Here is a 20,701-nt window from a genome sequence, read left to right on the forward strand (position 1 = left end):
AATGTCAGGCGGAGCGGTCATCATGAGATACTTGCTAGTGGTAAGGAGGGCCTCGTAATGAATGACAAACAATCACCGCAAAGTGATAAAATGGTCTGGACGGGTGTTGCCGGTGATCTTGCACTGGCTGCAGCCAAAGGAACCTTTGGTTATCTTTCAGACAGTAAGGCATTAATGGGCGATGCGTTATATTCGGGATCGGATGCAGCTGCCAAGCTGGCAGAGATTCTTCCCCTTCCTTGGCGCAGGGAAACAGAGAAGAAGAATAGGGTAAAACCAAGCAACCCCCAGAATAACAAGGGACCGATTATTGCCATACTTTTTTCCGTGCTGATTTTGATGGGAGGACTGCAAATTGCCTTCTCGGCAATTCGGGATCTGACCAGAGGACATCTGTCAGCACCAGGGCAGGCAGCGCTTGTCACCGTTCTCATCTCTATTGTTGTGAAAGAGGCAGTTTTTCAGTACCAGTACCGTTATTTCAAAAAATTGGGCGATGGCAGTCATGCCGCATATGCAGATAACCACCGCTTCAGTCTATATACTTCTATCACTGTATTTATCGGGATATCACTGGCCATGGCCGGAGGGTCGTTCAACTTGCATCCGCTTCTGTACATGGACCCCATTGCAGCGCTGTTGGCCGGATGTCTCATTATCCGCAAAGGCTATTCGCTTATTGGAACCTCTGTATATGGCAAGAAGCTTCAGGAGCTTCCTTCCGAGGAGGCTGCAGGTTTCATTGAAACGGTACAGCGTGTACACGGTGTAATCCGGGTGGAATATTTGCAGGCGCTGGAGCAAGGACGTTATGTAAATCTGCAGGTCAAAATCAGTGTGAATCCGCGCATCACAATTTTGGAGGCCCAGGATATTGCTGAATGTGCCAGAAAGCTTCTGCAGCACCGTTTTGTCCATGTAGGTGAGGTTCATATGGATGTTGTGCCGTATGATCCGGGTTATCCTTACAAAAGCAACCATGAGCTTGTAGATAATGAAATCCCCACGCTGCTTCAGTAGCCCGTTAGGGAGAGAAAGGTGAAAACAATTGCTCCATTCAAAAACAAGATGGCAATCTCCGGAGGCCGATCCTGAAGAAGTCCGGGATTTGGCCCAGAGCCTTTCGGTTTCTCCGCTCTTGTCTTCGCTGCTTGTCAAGAGAGGCATGAACACACCTGACAAGGCGCTTCTGTTCATGGAGGGCGGAGACGAGGAAGGGCATGACCCCTTCCTGCTTAAAGGGATGGCGGAAGCGGTTCCCCGAATCAGAAAGGCGCTGCAGGAGGAAGAACATATCCTGGTATATGGCGATTATGATGCGGACGGAGTGTCCAGTACTGCGCTGATGATCTATTTGCTGCGCTACCTGGGCGCTTCTTTTGATATTTATATTCCACACCGGTCAAATGAAGGCTACGGGCTGCATAACCATGCTCTGGATTGGGCGAAGCAGCAAGGCGTTTCGCTTGTCATCACTGTAGATACCGGAATCAGTGCGTATCATCAGATTGCTTATGCAAGCGAGCTGGGGATGGACGTGATCGTGACAGATCACCATGAACCGCCGGAACTTCTGCCTGAAGCGTATGCCTTGATCAATCCCAAGCAGCTGGATTGTCCTTACCCGTTCAAGGGATTGGCTGGAGTCGGAGTGGCATACAAGCTGGCCCAGGCGCTGCTTGGGGATGAGGTGCCGCTGGAGTGGAACGAAATCGCTGCCATTGGCACGGTTGCTGACTTGATGCCGCTCCTGGACGAGAACCGGAGTATTGTGCGCAAAGGCCTCTCAAGCATGAGGAACTCCCCCTTCCCTGGTATCCGGGCCCTGCTTGGGGTGAGCGGAATCACGATGGAGACCGTAAGTGCGGTGAATATCGCTTTTGGCATGGCACCGCGCATCAATGCCAGCGGCCGTCTGGATCATGCCGGACGGGCTGTTACTCTGCTGACTACAGAGAATCGAGATGAGGCTGAAGAGCTTGCCGGAGAGCTGGATTTGCTGAACAAAGAACGCCAGATGGTCGTCGATAGAATTGTAACTGAAGCTACCGCCATGCTGGAGCTGCAGATTCAGCAGGACAAGCTGCCGGATATCATTGTGCTTGCCGATCAGGGCTGGAATGTCGGGGTAGTAGGTATCGTAGCCTCGAAGCTGCTGGAGCGTTATTACCGGCCGGTGATTATTCTGGATATTCACCCGGAGACAGGCATGTGCAAAGGGTCGGCCCGTTCCATTCCGGGGCTGGATATCTATGAGGCATTATCCTCATGCGCAGATTTAATGGATCATTTCGGCGGCCACCCGGCTGCTGCCGGCATGAGCCTGCATCAGGATATGCTGGAACAGTTTGCAGCGGCATTAAATGACTACGCCGCTAAGGTATTGACGCCGGAGCATTTTCTCCCAATGACGGAGGCTGACGAAGAGGCGGCCATAGCCGATTTGTCGCTGCAGGCTGCGCTGGAACTGGATAGGCTGGCTCCATTCGGAATGGCTAATCCGGTACCGAAATTCATTGTCCGTGGCGCAGCTGTCAAAGAAACCCGCAAAATGGGGCAGGACGGCAAGCATTTGAAGCTTGTCCTCCAACAAGACAGCCATACGATTGAAGTAGTTGCCTTCGGCAAAGGTGGGCTTGCTGAACTGCTTCCGGGCGGAACGCTGATTGATATTCTGGCAGAGCTGTCGGTCAATGAATGGAACGGCTCGCGGAAGCCGCAGCTCATGCTGCAGGATTTGGCCGTGCCGAACCCGCAGCTCTTTGATCTGCGCGGCGCGGCGGATGCGGTGAAGCAAGCCGCACAGCTTCATGAGCTGCTCAAGCCCTATAGCGGTGTCAAGCCGCTCAGAACAGCGGCGGTTTTCCAGAACAGCCGTACATCCCCTATGGGCGCTCTCCAAGGCATGTCCCTTTGGGTATATGATGAAGACGCTGGAATATCCCCGGTCCGGCAACAACCGGCGGATTCAGAAGATGCACAGATATCTTTGCTCTGTCTGCTCGATATGCCCGAAACGCCGGAGCAGCTTGATGCGCTGTTTGCTGCGTTCCCGCAGGCGGATAACATTGCCCTGCTGCATTCGATCCGGGATGGCCGCGACCGGCTGCAGATGCCGACACGGGACCATTTCAAAGTGCTCTATAAATCAATAGCTGCTCTAGCAGCGGCTCCGGTTCCTGAGCATGAGCTGCTGCTGCGGCTTACCCGGCAGTCTTCCATGGGGATGCGGATGCTGGCCAGAATGCTCGACGTGTTCGAGGAACTTGAATTTATAGCTCGCAGCCGGGGGACGATTACATTTATTCCTCAGCCCTCTGCTAAAAGCCTTACAGCTTCACAGCATTTTGTGAGGCTGGGCAAGACTGCGGAAATGGAGCAGTATTTCATGGAGAGCAGCCGCAGTGAGCTGCAGGAGTGGATGTTATCCCGCCGCCTGGATGTATCCCGGGTGGGATAAATGCATATGCATACGAAGCAAGTTTGTTCGAAGCCAATTCAGTGAGGTAACGCTCACAAACTAAGCATAAGCTTACGAAGCTAGTTTTGTACGAAGATGATGCTGAGAAGCTATGCTAACAATACTAAGTGTACGCTTCCGAAGCGAGTTTGTTCGAAGCCAATTCAGTGAGGTAACGCTCACAAACTTTTAGGAGATGACAATATGGATTTTAAAGACAACATTCGTGTGATTCCGGATTTCCCGCAGCCGGGCATCAGCTTCAAAGATATTACGACTTTGCTGAAGGATGGCGAAGCTTACCGCCGCGCGATTGATGAGCTGAAGGCTCTGGTAGCGCATCTGCAGATCGATGTGATTGCTGGACCTGAGGCCCGCGGATTTGTGGTAGGCGCACCCCTGGCTTATGCGCTGGGCGTCGGCTTCGTGCCGATCCGCAAAAGCGGCAAGCTGCCGTATGATACGATTGAGGTAGGTTATGATTTGGAATACGGCAAGGACACACTGGCTGTCCACACGGATGCGGTCAAGCCTGGACAGAACGTACTTATTGCCGATGATTTGCTGGCAACGGGAGGCACCATCGCTACTTCGGTCAGCCTGGTGGAACAGCTTGGCGGCAAAGTGGTCGGAGCGGCCTTCCTGATCGAATTGAGCCAGCTTGCCGGCCGGAACAAGCTTTCCGGTATCGAGGTTCATTCGCTCCTTACTTACGAAGACTAAGCCGACCGGGGTACCTTTTCCCGGGAAATAAAAAGCGGACAGCTGTCGATTGTTGACAACTGTCCGCTTTTTTGTATTGGAGCTTATAAATCAAATTAGCCTGTTGAAATATTTATGGTTAATGTGCAGATTTCTCACTGTCCTGCTCGTTGGACAAGCCGAGAACCTCGATTAATTTGAAGAGCAGGGACAGAACCATTCCGACAATGGTCGCGAGCGCCATACCTTTAAGCTGGACACCGTAAATGGTGAGCGAGATCCCGCTGATGCCCACCACCAGAACCAAAGTAGCCAGGATCATGTTGGTCGCTTTGGAGAAATCAACCTTTTGCTCGACAAAGATGCGCAGACCGGATGCGGCGATTACACCGAACAGCAGGAGCGATACACCGCCCATAACGGGCTGGGGAATATTGGCTATGATCGAGGAAAAGGTTCCCGAGAACGAGAGCAGGATCGCAATTACTGCTGCACCGCCGATTACATAAACCGAATATACTTTGGTCAGCGCCATAACGCCGATATTTTCACCATAAGTGGTATTGGGTGTAGAACCGAAGAATCCGGACAGAATGGTGGAAATCCCATTGCCCATAAGCGAGCGGTCCAGTCCCGGATCTTTGGTCAGGTCTTTGCCGACAATGTTGCTCGTAACGAGCAAGTGGCCGATGTGTTCAACAATGACTACAAGCGATACCGGAATAATGGTGAAGATAACTTGCCAGTCGAAGGAAGGGGTTATAATTGTGGGGTGTGAAAAGAAATGCGCGCTGGAGATCGCATCTGTATTCACCACCTGCATAATATAAGCCAGAACATAACCGGTTACGATACCGATGAGGATATGAATGATTTTGGGAAAGCCGCGGAAGAGAACTGCACCAATAACAGTTACGCCCAGTGTTACCATGGAGAGGGTGATCGCTTTGCCGTCCGGCGTCCAGTCGGTTGCGCCTTCAGGAGCGATCAGCCCCGACATGCGGGCTGCAACCGGCACCAGCTCCAGTCCGATGGTCGCTACGATAGCGCCCATAACCGCCGGTGGAAAAACCACATCAATCCAGCCGGTTCCGGCATAACGGACAATCAATGCGACAAGGATGAAGATCACGCCAGTTACAATAAAAGCACCCAGAGCAAGCGAATATCCATGCTGATGATCACCCTGATGCTTTTCCAGCACGCTGAGCACCGGAGAGATAAAGGCAAAGCTTGAACCGAGATATGCGGGAATTTTGCCGCGGCAGATCAGGATATAGAGCAGTGTGCCGATACCGTTCATCAGCAGAATCATACCGGGGTCTACTCCGAACAGGTTAGGGACAAGCACCGTGCTGCCGAACATGGCGAACAAATGCTGAAGACTCAGCAGAAAGCCCGGGCCCCAGGGGAGTTTTTCGTTAACTTGAATTTCGCGTTGCAATGGTGTTCACTTCTCTTTCGTCTCTATTTTAGGTGAGGTTCCAAAAAACCGCCTTTACTAGATTAAATAGAACGGCGTCTTTTTACAACAACATTTTTCAAGTGCCACGAAATTGTCTATTCTTGACACATTCGTTTACCCCGGTGCCATGCTATGGCAAGTGTTGACGTAATCCATCGCAAGCGTCATAATTATAGACAACTTTAAATGCGCTAGCGCAGATTTGGACATATGGAACCTGCAAATTCTGCAATGCTTGCGGGTTCATTTTATTATAGAAAGGAAACGGATACGACGAGAATGGGCATAGAGCAATTAACCGAAAAGGCCGGCGCCTATATAAAAGAAAAAGATCTTCTCCGCATCCGGGAAGCTTATGAATTTGCCGATCAGGCTCATCACGGGCAGGTTCGGAAATCGGGGGAGCCATACATCCTGCACCCGCTCGCGGTCGCAGATATTGTCGTCAATATGCAAATGGACGTCATCTCCATTATTGCAGCGCTGCTGCATGATGTCGTAGAGGATACCACCGTCTCCCTAGAGCAGATTCGCGAGAAATTTGGCGATACCTGCGCGATGCTGGTGGACGGTCTAACCAAGCTGGAACGCATTCGCTTCCGCTCCAAGGAAGAGCAGCAGAACGAGAACTACCGCAAAATGTTCATCGCTATGGCTCAGGATATCCGGGTGATTGTGATTAAGCTGGCGGACCGCTTGCACAATATGCGTACCCTTAAATATCAGTCCGAAGAAAGCCAGCGCCGTATTTCTTATGAAACGCTGGAGATTTTTTGTCCCATTGCAGACCGGCTGGGGATTTCGGCAATCAAATGGGAGATGGAGGATATTGCCCTCCGTTATTTGAACCCGCAGCAGTATTACCGCATTGCCAACCTGGTCCACAAGAAGCGGGCGGAACGGGAACAGTTCATCGACAGCGTGATCGGCCGCATCCGTGCCAAATTGGACGAAATGGGGATCGAAGGGGATCTGTCCGGGCGTCCGAAGCATATTTACAGTGTCTATAACAAGATGAACACCAAGAACAAGCAGTTCAATGAAATTTATGATCTGCTTGCCATCCGCATTATCGTCGACAATATTAAGGATTGTTATGCCACACTCGGGATTATTCATACTCTTTGGAAGCCAATGCCTGGCCGTTTCAAGGATTATATTGCCATGCCCAAAGCGAACATGTACCAGTCGCTGCACACCACTGTGGTGGGTCCGGGCGGAGAGCCTACAGAAGTGCAGATCCGCACGTGGGAGATGCACCGGACTGCCGAGTTCGGGATTGCGGCTCACTGGGCTTACAAGGAAGGCAGCAGCAATAACGTCAATCCGGAGAACCGGATGCCGTTTTTCCGCGAGATTCTGGAGCTGCAGCATGAAGCCAAGGATGCCGAGGAATTTGTAGAGTCGCTGAAGATGGATTTTTTCTCCGATCTCGTGTTTGTTTTTACGCCCAAAGGCGAGGTTGTGGAGCTTCCGGCTGGTTCTGTACCGCTTGATTTTGCCTTCCGGATTCATACAGAGGTAGGGAACCGGACGATCGGTTCCAAGGTGAACGGGCGGATCGTGCCGCTCGATCATAAGCTGAAGACTGGGGATATTGTGGAGATTCTGACCTCGAAGAACTCTTATGGTCCAAGCCGGGACTGGCTGAAGATTGCCCAATCTTCCCATGCCCGCAGCAAGATCAAGCAGTGGTTCAAGAAGGAGAAGCGTGAGGAGAATGTTGAAAAAGGCCGGGAAGCGATCGAACGTGAGCTGAAGCGTCAGAACGTGGAGGTTTCGGATTGGCTGACAGAGGATAAATTGTCGGAAGCGGCCAAGAAATTTGCTTTCAATGATGTAGAAGATATGCTCTCGGCCGTGGGCTTTGGCGGAATTACCGCCGCGCAAATTGCATCCAAGCTTACAGAGAAGCTGCGCAAAGAGCAGGAAGAAGCGGCAGGGCATCTGGAGCTTACCACCGAAATGAAGGAAATCAAGTCCAGCGGGGAGAAGCGCAATCAGCCGACCAACGGGGTCCGTGTAAAAGGCATCGATAATCTGCTTGTCCGCTTTGCCCGATGTTGTAATCCGGTGCCCGGCGACGATATTGTCGGCTATGTGACCCGCGGCCGCGGCGTTTCTGTCCATCGTGAAGATTGTCCGAATATTCCTACAGATGGTGATGGAGAGGAGTCGGCACGGGTGATCGAAGTGGAATGGGAAGGCAGCATGGAGGCTAACTACAGCGTGGACATTGAGATTACCGGCCATGACCGCAACGGGCTGCTCAATGAGGTGCTGCAGGCAGTGTCGGAGAGCAAGACGAATATATCGGCTGTCACCGGACGAAGCGACAAGAACAAAATGGCGATGATTCATATGACGATTCTGATCCGCAACACCGATCATCTGCAATCTGTGGTCGATCGGGTGAAGCGGGTTAAGGATGTATATACCGTTAACCGCATTATGCAATAGGGCAAGGAGCTGAAAGAAGCAATGAGAGTAGTAGTGCAGCGCTGCAAGGAAGCCAAGGTAAGCGTAGAGGATACAGTGACGGGAGCGATTGGCAAAGGATTGATGCTGCTGGTCGGTGTTACCCATGAGGATACAGAGCAGGACGCCAAGTATTTGGCTGATAAAATTGCCGGACTCCGCATTTTTGAGGATGAAGCCGGCAAGATGAATTTTAGCGTCACCGATACAGGAGGCGCGATATTATCCGTGTCACAGTTTACGCTGTATGGAGACTGCCGCAAAGGACGGCGGCCGAACTTTATGGCTGCGGCAGCCCCGGCTGAGGCAGAGCGGCTGTACGATTACTTTAATCAGGAATTGCGGGCCGGCGGGCTTCAGGTGGAGACCGGTGTTTTTGGTGCGATGATGGATGTGTCCCTGACCAACTGGGGGCCGGTAACGCTACTGCTGGACAGCCGTGGCTAATCCCCGCAGCCTTCAGCACGGACTTAACCAATCTATAGATCATATTTGCGATCAAGAGTGTCATGCGAGGTTCCGCGAGGGATCGGCAGAGGCACTTTTTTTGCGTTCAGATAAGCTGAGATCAGAAAGTTAAGGTCCCCTTCTCCGCATTTGTGCGGATAGGGCCACCACGGGGTGGGTAAACTATGGGGAGCGGGTATTTACGAATAGCAGGGAGTCTGGGCATGAGACAATCAGTGAAAGCGCGGAGCTGGAGCAGCATTCCGGCATATAATGTTGGCTGCTGTTCCGAAGCGGTGACGGCGGCGAAGGATGTCGAAGACTATAAAGAGCTTCAAGTGTTAAAAGGGAACAGCCGCAGCTTTCTGCCGCGCACTTGAGACCCCGGGGATGGCGGCTTCCTGTAAATAATACCGGAGTTGTTCTTCAGCCGTTAGAAAGCCTGTGATTGCGGGTAATAGAATGACGAAGACAGAATGTAGCTAGAACAGCACCCGCATTCGTGCGCGGGCTGCTCCAGGTGTTGTAATACATGAAATTTAGGGATTCAATGATCTAACCATTCATAAGGAGGGAACGACCATGACTACAAGAATTCAGGCGTATTTCAGGACCGAAAGTGAAGCGGAAGGTGCGAAGACGGCTTTGATTCCTTACGGTGTGGAAGGCATTGAAGTATCCGAATTAACAGATCCTTTAGATAAAGGCGACCACCGGAGCCGTAATATTCTGCTGCCGTTTGTTCCTTACAACAACTCAGCCATGACGGGTGGAGCTTATGGCGTTGCAGGTGCGACAGGCACAGTTTCCGGCGCAGCCATTGTACCGGGCATCGGGGTAGACAATGATCTTGGCGACAATACCGACACGAGCCATGCCGGAGATGTACGCAGTGCCACGGATGTGGATGACAGGGATTTAAGCGATGTAAATTACGTCATGGACCTTAGAGTCCCTGAAGCGAAGCGCAATGAAGTTGTTGAGGTTCTGCGCGGCAAACAGGCTTTTGTGGAGATTTTTGAAGCATAATGAATGAGGCTATCAAAATTAAGCTCCAAGTAAACCTGGAAGGGTTTTCTTGGAGCTTTTTCAACTATAAATATTAAAAATTGTACTAAATTTCTGGACAGAGAATAAGGTTGTAGTGTAAAGTGATTTGTGGGCAGCAAACCGGGGAATGTCCCAAGAAATAAAACGCTTTCTTTTCTGTAATGCAACCGTAATAATTCATACATGATTCCTTAATATAGCCTGTTTATAATAGAAGCATGACCCCCTTTTTTATAATATATGATGATGGACCTGCAGCAATCGGCTGCAGGTCATTTTTTTTGAATGGCAGCTTGAGAATGAAGTTTGCGGCTGTATTTTATTTTCATGCCTTGACTTTAGCGCAGTGGTTCAGTAGAATCTAACAGTATACGATATGTTATAGTGTTTTGATGACGGGACCAAGTAATCCGTAACCCATGACCCCAGAGAGGAATCCCACAGAACCGGCTGCACATCCAGTAGGATGCGTGAACCGTTTCTGCCAGGCTGTAAGGATTCTGTTAATGAACGGATGAATGACTTCCCCGAGAACGCACGGCGAAAGCAGGCAGTCGCAGGATTGCCGCAGTCAGTAGCCGGAGCGCGTAGGCGGGCGTTAACCGCTTAGAGCGGGTTTAGGGCAGTATGCCTGAATCCGGAATGTGGGTGGTACCACGGGTGAATTATTGGTTATGATAATCCCTCGTCCCTGTTTGTTATAAACAGGGACGAGGGATTTTTTGTTATTTTCAGGAGGGATAGGCTGTGGCAAAGGAAAGATTCGAGAAACCTACGGGCACGCAGGATGTGCTGCCGGGTGCAGTGGAGAAATGGCTGGTCGTGGAGAGCAAGGCGAGAGATCTCTGCCGGCGTTTCAACTACCGTGAGATCCGCACACCGATGTTCGAGCACACAGGACTCTTCGAACGCGGCGTTGGGGAAACAACAGATATCGTGGAAGGCGAAATGTATACCTTCAAGGACAAGGGTGACCGCGATTTGGCGCTTCGTCCCGAAGGGACAGCAGGTGTAGTACGCGCCTACGTTCAGAACAAGCTTTATGGTGAACCCGATGTCAGCAAGCTGTATTATATCGGACCGATGTTCCGGTATGAACGCCCGCAGGCGGGAAGATACCGCCAGTTCCATCAGTTCGGGATTGAAGCTTTTGGAGCGGTAGATCCGGCCATTGATGCGGAAGTGGTATCGATGGGATATCAGTTCTACAAGGATCTGGGTCTTAAGGATGTCAAGGTGGAGCTGAATTCCGTAGGGAATGCGCCGAGCCGCGCAGCTTACCGGGAGAAACTGCTGAATTTTCTGCGGCCGATGAGAGATACCTTGTGCAGCGACTGCCAGCGCAGAATGGAACGCAATCCGCTGCGTGTGCTGGACTGCAAGGTGGATCAGGACAAATTTGGCGGTGCGCCGTCCATTCTGGACAGTCTGGATGAGGAATGCACCACCCATTTTGAGCAGGTCAAGGCCCACTTGGATGTCATGGGTGTAGAATACAGTATTAACCCCCGTCTTGTACGCGGACTAGATTATTACACGCATACAGCGTTTGAATATAAAGCGGCAGGCATCGGCTCTATCGACACGGTTGGCGGCGGCGGCCGGTACAACGGACTGGTCGAAGAAATCGGCGGACCCGATCAGCCGGGCATCGGTTTCGGAATTGGTCTGGAGCGGATTCTGCTGATTCTGGAGAATCAAGGTGTAGAGCTGGAGGCGGCCAAGCCGTTGGATGTGTATTTTGTTGCCCTTGGTGAAGCTGCAGATAAGGAGATTACGAAGCAGCTGTTCACGCTGCGCAGTCTGGGCTACGCTGCGGAACGCGATTACCTCGGCCGCAAGATGAAGGCACAGATGAAATCGGCGGACCGGATGAATGCACGGTACACGGCAATTCTGGGTGAAGATGAACTGAACAGCGGCGTGATTGCTCTGAAATCCATGGCAACTGGCGAACAGCGGACTGTAAAGCTGGAAGACCTGGCCGCGTCGCTGGATTAGAATTTTTATGAGAAAATATGTATTTTAACCAAAAAGGGGTAGGATAAATTATGAGTAGAAGTCATAACTGTGGACAATTGACGCTGGGCCATATTGGCGAGACGGTAACGCTGAACGGGTGGGTCCAGACCCGCCGCGACCTGGGAGGCGTGCTGTTTATCGACCTGCGCGACCGTACCGGAATTGTGCAAATCGTGTTCAACCCGGACTATTCCGGTGAAGCCCTGCAGATTGCTGACAAGGTGCGCAGTGAATATGTGTTGTCCGTTACGGGGAAAGTTGTAAAAAGGGACGAAGAAACCATTAACCGCAATCTGCCTACCGGTGAGATTGAAGTGCAGATTACAGAAATCGAAGTGCTGAATGCAGCTAAGACGCCTCCGTTCTTCATTGAAGATGGTGTAGAAGTCGATGAATCCCTGCGTATGAAATACCGTTACCTCGACTTGCGCCGGCCTGAAATGTACAAGACGATGCTGCTCCGTTCCAAAGCGGCCAAGATATTCCGCGACTTCCTGGACAGTGAAGGCTTTATCGAAATTGAAACTCCAATCCTGACCAAAAGCTCCCCGGAAGGCGCACGCGATTATCTGGTGCCAAGCCGTGTGCATGAAGGTGAATTCTTCGGACTCCCACAGTCGCCGCAGATTTACAAGCAGCTGCTGATGGTCGGCGGCATTGAGCGTTATTACCAGATGGCCCGCTGCTTCCGCGACGAGGACCTGCGTGCTGACCGCCAGCCGGAATTCACCCAGTTCGATATCGAGACCTCGTTCATGCCGCAGGACGAACTGCTGTCTATGATGGAAACCCTCATGCAGCGCCTGCTGAAGGAAACCGTTGGTGTCGATGTGGCCGTTCCCTTCCAGCGGCTGACCTATGCCGAAGCCATGGGCAAATACGGCTCGGATAAACCGGACCTGCGCTTTGGTCTGGAACTGGTGGAAATGAACGACATCGTGGCCTCCAGCGGTGTGAAGGTCTTCGCCTCCGTCATTGAGAAAGGCGGAGAGGTGAAATGCCTGAACGCCAAAGGCTGCGGCACATGGACCCGCAAGGAAATCGATGACCTGGGACCTTACGCTGCACGCTACGGTGCGAAAGGCCTGGCCTGGATTCAAGTGAAAGACGGAGAATTTAAAGGTCCAATCGTCAAATTCTTTACTGAGGAAGAGATTGCGGCTGTGAAGGAGCGTACCGGGGCCGAAGAAGGCGACCTCTTGCTTTTCTCCGCTGACACTAAGAAGGTAGTGGCAGATGTGCTTGGGGCGCTGCGCCTTAAGATCGGCCGCCAGCTCGGCTTGATCGATGACAGTGTCTTCAAATTCGCCTGGGTAACCGAATTCCCGCTGCTCGGCTATGACGAAGACCAGAAACGTTATGTGGCGGAACATCATCCGTTCACCCGTCCAATGGACGAAGACCTTCACCTGTTCGACACTGATCCTGGAGCCATCCGCGCACAAGCCTATGATATTGTGCTTAACGGCTATGAGGTGGGCGGCGGTTCCCAGCGTATATATAAACGCGAAATACAGGAAAAAATGTTCGATGCGCTTGGGTTCACAACGGAAGTGGCCTACGAGAAGTTCGGGTATCTGCTGGATGCCTTTGAATACGGCACTCCGCCGCATGGCGGAATCGCGTTTGGTTTTGACCGCCTGATTATGCTGCTTGCCGGCCGCACGAACCTGCGGGAAGCAATCGCCTTCCCAAAAACAGCAAGTGCAACCGACCTGCTGATGGACGCTCCGGCACCGGTCGATGCAATACAGCTGGAGCAGCTGCACATCAAGCTGGCGCCTAAGCCGGAAAAAGAAAAGAAATAAATTTTAGGAGGCTGTATATCATGCTGCATCAGTTCTCGCGTACGGAGCTGGCGATCGGACCGGAAGGTCTGGAGATAATGAAGAACAGCACCGTAGCAGTGCTCGGGATCGGCGGTGTGGGCGCCATGGCGGTGGAAGCTCTGGCCCGTACCGGAATCGGCCGCATTATCCTGATTGACAAGGACTCGGTGGATATCACCAATATCAACCGCCAGATTCATGCGCTGACCACCACTATCGGCCAGAACAAAACAGATCTGATGGTGGAGCGCATCAAGCTGATAAATCCGGAATGCGAAGCGATTGCGCTGAACATGTTCTATACGGAGGAAACGTACGAGGAGCTGTTCAAGTACAAGCTGGATTACGTAATCGATGCTTCAGATACTATCATCTACAAAGTTCATATCATCAAGGAGTGTCTGGCCCGGAGAATCCCGATGATCTCAAGCATGGGTGCGGCTAACAAAATGGACCCTACCCGCTTTCAGGTCGCAGACATTTCCAAGACCAGTATGGACCCGATTGCCCGTGTTATCCGCCAGAGACTGCGCAAGGAAGGTATCAAGAAAGGTGTAAAGGTGGTCTTCTCCACCGAAGAGCCGGTTAAGCCGCGTGAGGATGTTACAGAACAGATTGTCCCTGCCAATGCTCCGGACAGACGCAAGGCCAAGCAACCGCCGGCCAGTAATTCATTTGTACCGCCTGTAGTAGGACTTATTATGGTCAGCGTTGCCGTACGCGACCTCCTGGAGGCTGCGGACTCAGCGAATAAATGAAACGAATCAGATAAGCAGGAAATATAAATGAACAAAGGGCGTACAGCCGCCAGCCGGCGGTTTACGCCCTTTTAGTGCGGCTTATAGAGAACAGAGTGTCTTACCCGTGATTTCACTATCAGTGGAGGTTTTTATATGAATTCGAAAGTATGGCGAAATCGTGTAGGCCTGGAGCCTGGCGACAACTGGAAACGGGAGCTCTCGGCAGGCATCCTGTCCTATTTTGCTTCTGTATATATAGTGATGGTCAATGCTGCGATTCTGCATGATGCGGGGATGCCGCTGCGGGCCGGAATGGTGGCAACGCTGCTGACGGCAGTGGCCGGGTGTCTGCTGATGGCTTTTGGCGGCAAAACACCGATTGTGGTGGTGCCGGGCATGGGGATTAATGCTTTTTTCACGTATACGCTTGTGCATTCCATGAAGCTGGACTGGCGCGAAGCCCTTGCCGTAGTAGTCGTAACAGGGGTGCTCTTCGCCATTGTGGCGTTCACCTCGCTGTACCGGATTTTGAGCGACGCGATACCGCATAATCTGCAGCATGCGATTACGGTCGGAATCGGCCTGTTTCTGACATTTATCGGACTGCAAAAAAGCGGGATTGTCATTGCCCACCGGACGACCTTCGTCGCCATCGGCCATTTCAGTGATCCCGCAGTCATTACCTCCTGTGTGACTTTGATTCTGGCGCTGGTGCTGTTCATCCGCGGCACACGCGGAGGGTTGCTGATCAGTATGCTGGCGGGCACAGGGATGGCCTACCTGCTGGGTGCGGCGCATGCACCGGAGAAGACGGATTCCGGGCATGTATTCGCGGGTTACAGCGATGTGTTTGCCGGCATGGATTGGGGCAGAGGCATCAGCCTGGTCTTCTGGATTGCCGTATTTCTGCTGCTGTTGATTGTGGTTTTTGAAAATATCGGTCTGATCTCGTCCCAGACGCTGATGGCAGGCCGTCCGGAACGCTTCAAAAGCAGCCTGCGGGCGCTGTCCATAGCCAATATCGCTGCCGGACTGTTCGGCAGCAGCCCCGTAGTCGCGGCTGCCGAATCCACAGCCGGAATCGCCGCAGGCGGGCGCTCCGGCCTAACCTCGCTTGTCACCGGCCTGCTGTTCGGGGCCACGTTCCTGTTCATTCCGCTGCTGGCCTACGTGCCGGACAGCGCCATCGCGCCGATTCTGATTGTCATCGGCGGCCTGATGGTGCAGAGCGTGCGTGAGATGGACCTCAGCGATTTGACCGAGCTGTTTCCGGCATTCCTGATCATGGTGATGATCCCGTTCACCTACAGCATCGTGGACGGTATGGCATTTGGCTTCATTACCTATCCGATTGTCAAACTGGCCATGGGCAAAGGCAAGGAGGTTCCGCCCGCATTGTATGGCATTGCCGGACTGTTCATAGCCAACTTTGTGCTGCATGCTCTGATGGGATAGGCATTCCGCCCGCAATGATCTCCCGAAGAAATCGAAGCTGCTTCTGCGTGGGCTGAAAAGGTATGGTATTCCAGAATCTGTTGTGATATGATAAATATCCTTTTTGTGTGACTGAAGCCAGTCTTGCACGAGGCAAATCAGGGGGCGTCTGGCAACAGCAGGCGTATACCCGCATAACTTTTAGGAGGTAACTGAAATTGGAGGACAACTTTCAAAGTGCCTATCAAGAGGAAGAAGACAGGCTGAACAGCGCGCTTATGGAGATTGATACGGTTCTTGAGAGACTGCGCGGCATTCCGGTGTACACAGGGCACGATTATACGGAGCAGGCACTGGAGGCTTCAAGGGAACAGCGGCGCAAAGATCTTGCCAAGCTGCGGCAGGAGCCTTACTTTGGACGGCTTGATTTTCAGGGCAAGGATGAGGATGGGCGCAAGGCGCTCTATATCGGTAAAATCGGTGTAGACCGGGAACAGGTAAGTGACCGTCCGCTGGTCATTGACTGGCGGGCACCGGTCGCGAGCCTGTTCTATTCGTTTACCGGCGGCACGGAGCCGGCCTCCTACGAAGCCCCGGAGGGGCTGATCGAAGGGCTGGTCTTTTTGAAGCGCAACGTGGTGATCCGAAAGCAGATCCTGGAGAGGGTGGCAGATACTTATAACCGCGACAGTGACGGGCCTGCTGTATCCGATGAATTTCTCGTTTACCGGCTGGGAGAGAACAAGGACAACCGTCTTCGTGACATCGTCTCGACGATTCAGGAGGAGCAGGACAAGATTATCCGGGCGGCGAAGAACACCGCTCTCATTATCCAGGGCGTGGCAGGCAGCGGGAAAACTACGGTCGCGCTGCATCGTCTGGCCTTCCTGCTGTATCAGTACAAGGAGCAGGTGTCGGCGGAGAAAATGATTATTTTCGCACCGAACCGGATGTTCCTCGATTATATTTCGGACGTGCTGCCCGAGCTTGGCGTCGGCAATATTGCCCAAAGCACCTTCCCCGACTGGGCTGCGGATGTGCTTGGGGTTGTGCTGCCGGAGCAGAATGCTGCAGAAACTATGAGCCATTGGTTCGAAAGAGAAGGCGGCATGCCGGAGATCACCGAAGAAACGCCGGGCCGGTTCAAGGGATCGACTGCCCTGATGGGAATTATAGAATCGGCCATAGGCCTGCTGGAGAACGGGGCAGTGCCGGAAGGTGATTTCAGTCCATGGGAAGGCTCGGTACTGCGCCGCTCCATGATTCTGCGCTGGCATAATGAGGAATACGCCCCGTATCCGCCTGCCAAGCGCAAGGAGCGGGTGATGGCGCGGATTCACCGCTGGATCGAAATGGAGCTGAAGAAAAGCCCGTCGGCTGCGGCAATGAAGGACCGCAAGAAGAAAAGCGCGGCACGCGAGAAGGCCTACAGCGCCAAATGGCCGAAATATGATCCGCTGACGATCTACAAGCAAATTTTCCGCGCGGTAAAGGTACCTGAGGATTGGCCGGTAGAGGCCCCCGAGCGGATTCCGCAGGGAGTGTTGACATCGACAGTCAAGGACCTCAAAAAAGGCATCCTGCATGAAGAGGATCTGCCTCCGCTGCTCTATATTCATTATTTGCTGAACGGCAATGAAGGCGGCAGCCGCTTTGATCATATCGTGATTGATGAAGCCCAGGATTTCTCGCCTTTTCAGATTGCTGTGCTGGACCTGTATGTAAAAGGGCATTCCTTTACTATCCTGGGCGATCTGTCCCAGGGGATTCATGCCTATAAAGGGGTACATGCCTGGGAAGAAATGCAGACCCTGTTCGCCCCGGAGCACACGGCTTACCACGCGCTGACGCGAAGCTACCGCTCAACGATGGAGATCATTGAATTCGCCAACGGCATTCTGTCTGCCGGAGTCGGCAGCAGCCTGCTCGCCGTACCTGTCTTCCGCAGCGGCAATCCCGTTCGGCTGATTTCTTACGGGCAGCCGCTCCCGGAGCCGGCTGCAGGCGGGGACAGCCGGATTCAGGCCGTTAGAACAGCGCTCGCGTCGCTGTCGGGCCGGGAATATCGCACAGTGGCCGTATTAACCCGCAGCCTGCGGGAAGCCGCTGAGCTGTATACAGAGCTTGCTGGACGGTTCGAAGATATTCATCTGATTGACGGCAGCATGACTGAATACCGGGGAGGGCTATCCGTGCTTCCGGTTTATCTGTCCAAGGGGCTGGAGTTCGACGCCGTAATCCTCGCCGATGCCGATTCTGACCATTACGGCGGCGCAGCGTGGGATGCGAAGCTGATGTATGTAGGCTGTACCCGGGCCCTCCACGAGCTGTGGATGCTGCACGGAGAAGGTCTTCCCCCATATTTGCAGAATGGAGAAGGGACCGTGCAGGGCTGGCCGGAGTAAGCTTCCTCATTAACCGAATATGCTCTTTATCCAAAACAAAGACCGCCCCGGTTATGGAGGGCGGTCTATTTTTATTATTTAGGAAATTATGATTTCCCTTTCTTGTGGATAAGTGGACGAAAATTCAGTGAATTCACCCAAATGGTAGAAATTAATCGGATGCGATAGCCTTTTTTCCAACTAGCGCTGCGAAGAAGCAAATGAGCAATGCTAGTTGAAAAAAAGGAACTTATTTCTCCCTGAAATCAACAAATGTGAGGTTTAAGTGGAAAAAGGGAACTTAATTGGGCTATATTCCTTCGTCAGGAGTGAAATGAGCTGAATTAGTTATCTTTTTTCCACTTAGCCATCCGGGAACAGAGGGTGCACGAGCAATTAGTTACCCTTTTTCCACTTAACCTGGGCGGATATGGTGCACGAGCAAATTAGATCCCCTTTTTCCACTTGGAATTGCCGAAGGATTCATAAAGGGTTCTCCAGGCAACGCTAAACGGAAATCCCAAAACGGCTACCTTATCCAGTCAAGGACGGCGCAGCCGTTTTGTTCTGTATGAAGCTGATTACTGGCCTTCGTGCTGTGCCGTGAACTGGAAGCGTTCCACCTGCTGCTGCATATCGGAAGCCATCGCGGACAGCGCTTCGGAAGAGGAGGTGATCTCCTCCATGGAGGCAAGCTGCTCTTCCGTTGCCGCCGTAACGCTCTGGAAGGAATCCAAGGCCGCCTTGGCAATGTTGGCCATTTCCTGTACCGAGGCGGCTACCTCAGCGGAGCTGGCCGACATTTGCTCGGTAATCGCCGAGACCTCATGGATCTGCTCCCCTACGTGGCGGGTAGACTGCTCAATCTGGGTGAAGGCCTCACCGGCTTCGAGTGCCAGAGCCAACCCCTGCTCCACATCTGCCGTCACTTGATGCCTCATCACATCGTAGACGCTCGCGATCAGGCTGACCATCTCGGAAATGGTTTCCTGGATTTGTCCCGCGCTCACCTTGGAAGCCTCGGACAGCTTGCGCACTTCTCCGGCCACAACGGCAAATCCCCTGCCATGCTCCCCGGCCCGTGCGGCTTCAATTCCCGCATTCAGCGACAGCAGATTAGTCTGCTTGGCGATGGACGCAATGGCCGTGCTGGTCTCCGCAACCTTGGCGCTAAGCCCGTTCAGCTCGGCGATCAGGCTGCCGGACTGCTTCACCGAGCGTTGGATCGTCTGCATTTGGTTCCCGACATGCTGCACCTTGGCACTGCCGTTGTTGACATCCTTCTCTGTCAGCAGGGCAGCGCTGACAATGGCCTGGGAGGCTGAGGCGATTTTGTGGATCGCCTCGGACATTTCATCCATCGTTGTAGCCACTTCGGCGGATGCGTAGGCCTGGGTCTCTACACCCCGCGTTGACTCTTCTATCAGCTCGGTGACATATTCCACAGCCTTGCTGTTCTCTCCGGTGCTGGCGGTAAGCTGCTCACTGGCTGCCGCCAGATGCCCGGACGTCTCGGCGACATCCTGCACCATGGTGCGGAGTGATTGGACCATGGCGTTATAATTTCCGGCAAGCTCGCCGATCTCATCCTTGCGGCGGGTCGTAACAGACTCATCCAGCTGGCCCTCACTTACCCGCTTGGCCGAACGGTTCAGCGCTTCCAGCGGTGCAGTGATCCGGCGGATAATGAAGAAGGTAACGGCAATTGCCAGAATTAAGGCAACCGCCAGTACAATTGCCGATTTGTACAGAATAGGGTACACCGCTTTGGTGTATTCGTCTGCGGGCAGGACTCCGACCACTTTGAAGCCGGACAGTTCATTAGTCACATAGTAGCCGTCCATTTGCGAACCGGCCTTATTGTCTTTATAGGAAACCTTGCCCATGGGGGCAGCACTCAGGGCCTCCAGCAAAGCTCCGGTAACGGGCGTGGCAACCTCCATCGAAGGATGATAAATTACCTTGTTCGTGCTGTCCAGGATATATACGTAGCCGCTCGAACCGAGACTTACCGTCTTGGCCAGCTCCATCAGGCCGTTCATGCTGAGACTGATGGTAACGGCACCCTTGCCGTCCGAAAGGGCCCGCGAGATCGGCAGAATAAAAGATCCCGCCACTTTGGAAAAAATCGGGTCAATCACAGATGCGGACTCAGGAGCTTTTAGTGCGTCGATGTACCAGTCCCGTACCCTGGGATCATAATCCTTCGGATCGGATGTGGGGGACAGCATAAATTTGCCGTCACTGTTGCCCAGGGCAACAATGTCAATTTCGGGATGCTCTGCTTTGAATTTGTCAATCAGCTTGCGGACCCGGGCGGAACCGCTTGTGACGTCTTCTGCGGAGATTTGGTCAGCCAGCTCATTGACACTTGCACTTTCCAGCTGAATCAGCTGGGTCAGCGTTTTATCGAGGATATGGATGCTGGAGTTTGTGGTGTCTTCCATTTTGGAGCGCAGCTCTGTTTTGGAGGTTTCCGAGGAGATGACAGCCAAGGCAAGAGAAGGAAGCACAATGGCGGTAATAATGAACAGCATCAACTCAGTTCTGAGTTTCTTGATGTGAAAAAAACGTGCTAGGGCACTCCGGACAGCTGGCATAGTAATTTCCCCCATATCTCAAAATAAATAGATAAATTATTATTTATTTCGACATTTATCGACTTATTTTTTATAGTTTCGTCAAAATAT

14 protein-coding genes are annotated in these 20,701 nt (G+C 52.6%); 12 read left to right on the plus strand and 2 right to left on the minus strand.

The window, feature by feature from the left end; all coding sequences use genetic code 11:
• Positions 1-57 precede the first annotated feature (57 nt).
• From BLQ82_RS23400 to BLQ82_RS23410, 3 genes are all read left to right on the plus strand, one after another.
• Entirely contained in the window at positions 58-1,020 is a 963-nt protein-coding gene (locus BLQ82_RS23400; protein WP_062522038.1) for a cation diffusion facilitator family transporter, read from the plus strand.
• 28 nt (positions 1,021-1,048) lie between these two features.
• A complete protein-coding gene (gene recJ, locus BLQ82_RS23405) occupies positions 1,049-3,460 on the plus strand; it encodes a single-stranded-DNA-specific exonuclease RecJ (protein ID WP_074648553.1) in 2,412 nt (803 codons plus the stop codon).
• A 204-nt stretch (positions 3,461-3,664) separates the two neighbouring features.
• Entirely contained in the window at positions 3,665-4,183 is a 519-nt protein-coding gene (locus BLQ82_RS23410) for an adenine phosphoribosyltransferase (protein WP_062522042.1), read from the plus strand.
• Between the two features lie 118 nt (positions 4,184-4,301).
• On the opposite strand, the gene uraA is transcribed toward BLQ82_RS23410, so the two are convergent.
• On the minus strand, positions 4,302-5,606 hold the full coding sequence (uraA, locus tag BLQ82_RS23415; protein ID WP_062522044.1) for a uracil permease: 1,305 nt from the start codon (positions 5,604-5,606) through the stop codon (positions 4,302-4,304).
• A gap of 300 nt (positions 5,607-5,906) precedes the next feature.
• On the opposite strand from uraA, the gene BLQ82_RS23420 reads away from it, so the two are divergent.
• The 9 genes from BLQ82_RS23420 to BLQ82_RS23455 all read left to right on the plus strand — a co-directional run bounded on the left by BLQ82_RS23420 (position 5,907) and on the right by BLQ82_RS23455 (position 18,032).
• Positions 5,907-8,087 carry a RelA/SpoT family protein gene (locus BLQ82_RS23420; RefSeq protein ID WP_062522151.1) on the plus strand — a complete coding sequence of 727 codons (2,181 nt, stop codon included), beginning with the start codon at positions 5,907-5,909 and terminating at the stop codon, positions 8,085-8,087.
• A gap of 21 nt (positions 8,088-8,108) precedes the next feature.
• Positions 8,109-8,552, plus strand: a complete 444-nt coding sequence (gene dtd / locus BLQ82_RS23425; RefSeq protein WP_062522046.1) for a D-aminoacyl-tRNA deacylase — start codon at positions 8,109-8,111, stop codon at positions 8,550-8,552.
• A gap of 224 nt (positions 8,553-8,776) precedes the next feature.
• Positions 8,777-8,932, plus strand: a complete 156-nt coding sequence (locus BLQ82_RS32160; RefSeq protein WP_157243781.1) for a hypothetical protein — start codon at positions 8,777-8,779, stop codon at positions 8,930-8,932.
• 202 nt (positions 8,933-9,134) lie between these two features.
• Positions 9,135-9,581: a hypothetical protein gene (locus BLQ82_RS23430; protein WP_062522048.1), complete on the plus strand. Its 447-nt coding sequence runs from the start codon at positions 9,135-9,137 to the stop codon at positions 9,579-9,581.
• A 768-nt stretch (positions 9,582-10,349) separates the two neighbouring features.
• Positions 10,350-11,603, plus strand: a complete 1,254-nt coding sequence (gene hisS, locus BLQ82_RS23435) for a histidine--tRNA ligase (RefSeq protein ID WP_062522050.1) — start codon at positions 10,350-10,352, stop codon at positions 11,601-11,603.
• 50 nt (positions 11,604-11,653) lie between these two features.
• Entirely contained in the window at positions 11,654-13,432 is a 1,779-nt protein-coding gene (aspS, locus tag BLQ82_RS23440) for an aspartate--tRNA ligase (protein WP_062522052.1), read from the plus strand.
• 20 nt (positions 13,433-13,452) lie between these two features.
• Complete coding sequence (locus tag BLQ82_RS23445; RefSeq protein ID WP_062522054.1) at positions 13,453-14,211, plus strand: tRNA threonylcarbamoyladenosine dehydratase; 759 nt, start codon at positions 13,453-13,455, stop codon at positions 14,209-14,211.
• Between the two features lie 135 nt (positions 14,212-14,346).
• Positions 14,347-15,648 (plus strand): NCS2 family permease, encoded by a 1,302-nt coding sequence (locus BLQ82_RS23450; protein WP_062522056.1) that lies wholly within the window; start codon positions 14,347-14,349, stop codon positions 15,646-15,648.
• Between the two features lie 197 nt (positions 15,649-15,845).
• Entirely contained in the window at positions 15,846-18,032 is a 2,187-nt protein-coding gene (locus BLQ82_RS23455) for a HelD family protein (RefSeq protein WP_062522058.1), read from the plus strand.
• Positions 18,033-18,592: 560 nt separating this feature from the next.
• Here BLQ82_RS23455 and BLQ82_RS23460 read toward each other — a convergent pair.
• Entirely contained in the window at positions 18,593-20,611 is a 2,019-nt protein-coding gene (locus BLQ82_RS23460) for a methyl-accepting chemotaxis protein (protein ID WP_062522060.1), read from the minus strand.
• Positions 20,612-20,701: the final 90 nt, after the last annotated feature.

The sequence above is a fragment of the Paenibacillus jilunlii genome (genome assembly GCF_900102965.1).
In the GTDB taxonomy this organism is placed as follows: Bacteria; Bacillota; Bacilli; order Paenibacillales; family Paenibacillaceae; genus Paenibacillus_AQ; species Paenibacillus_AQ jilunlii.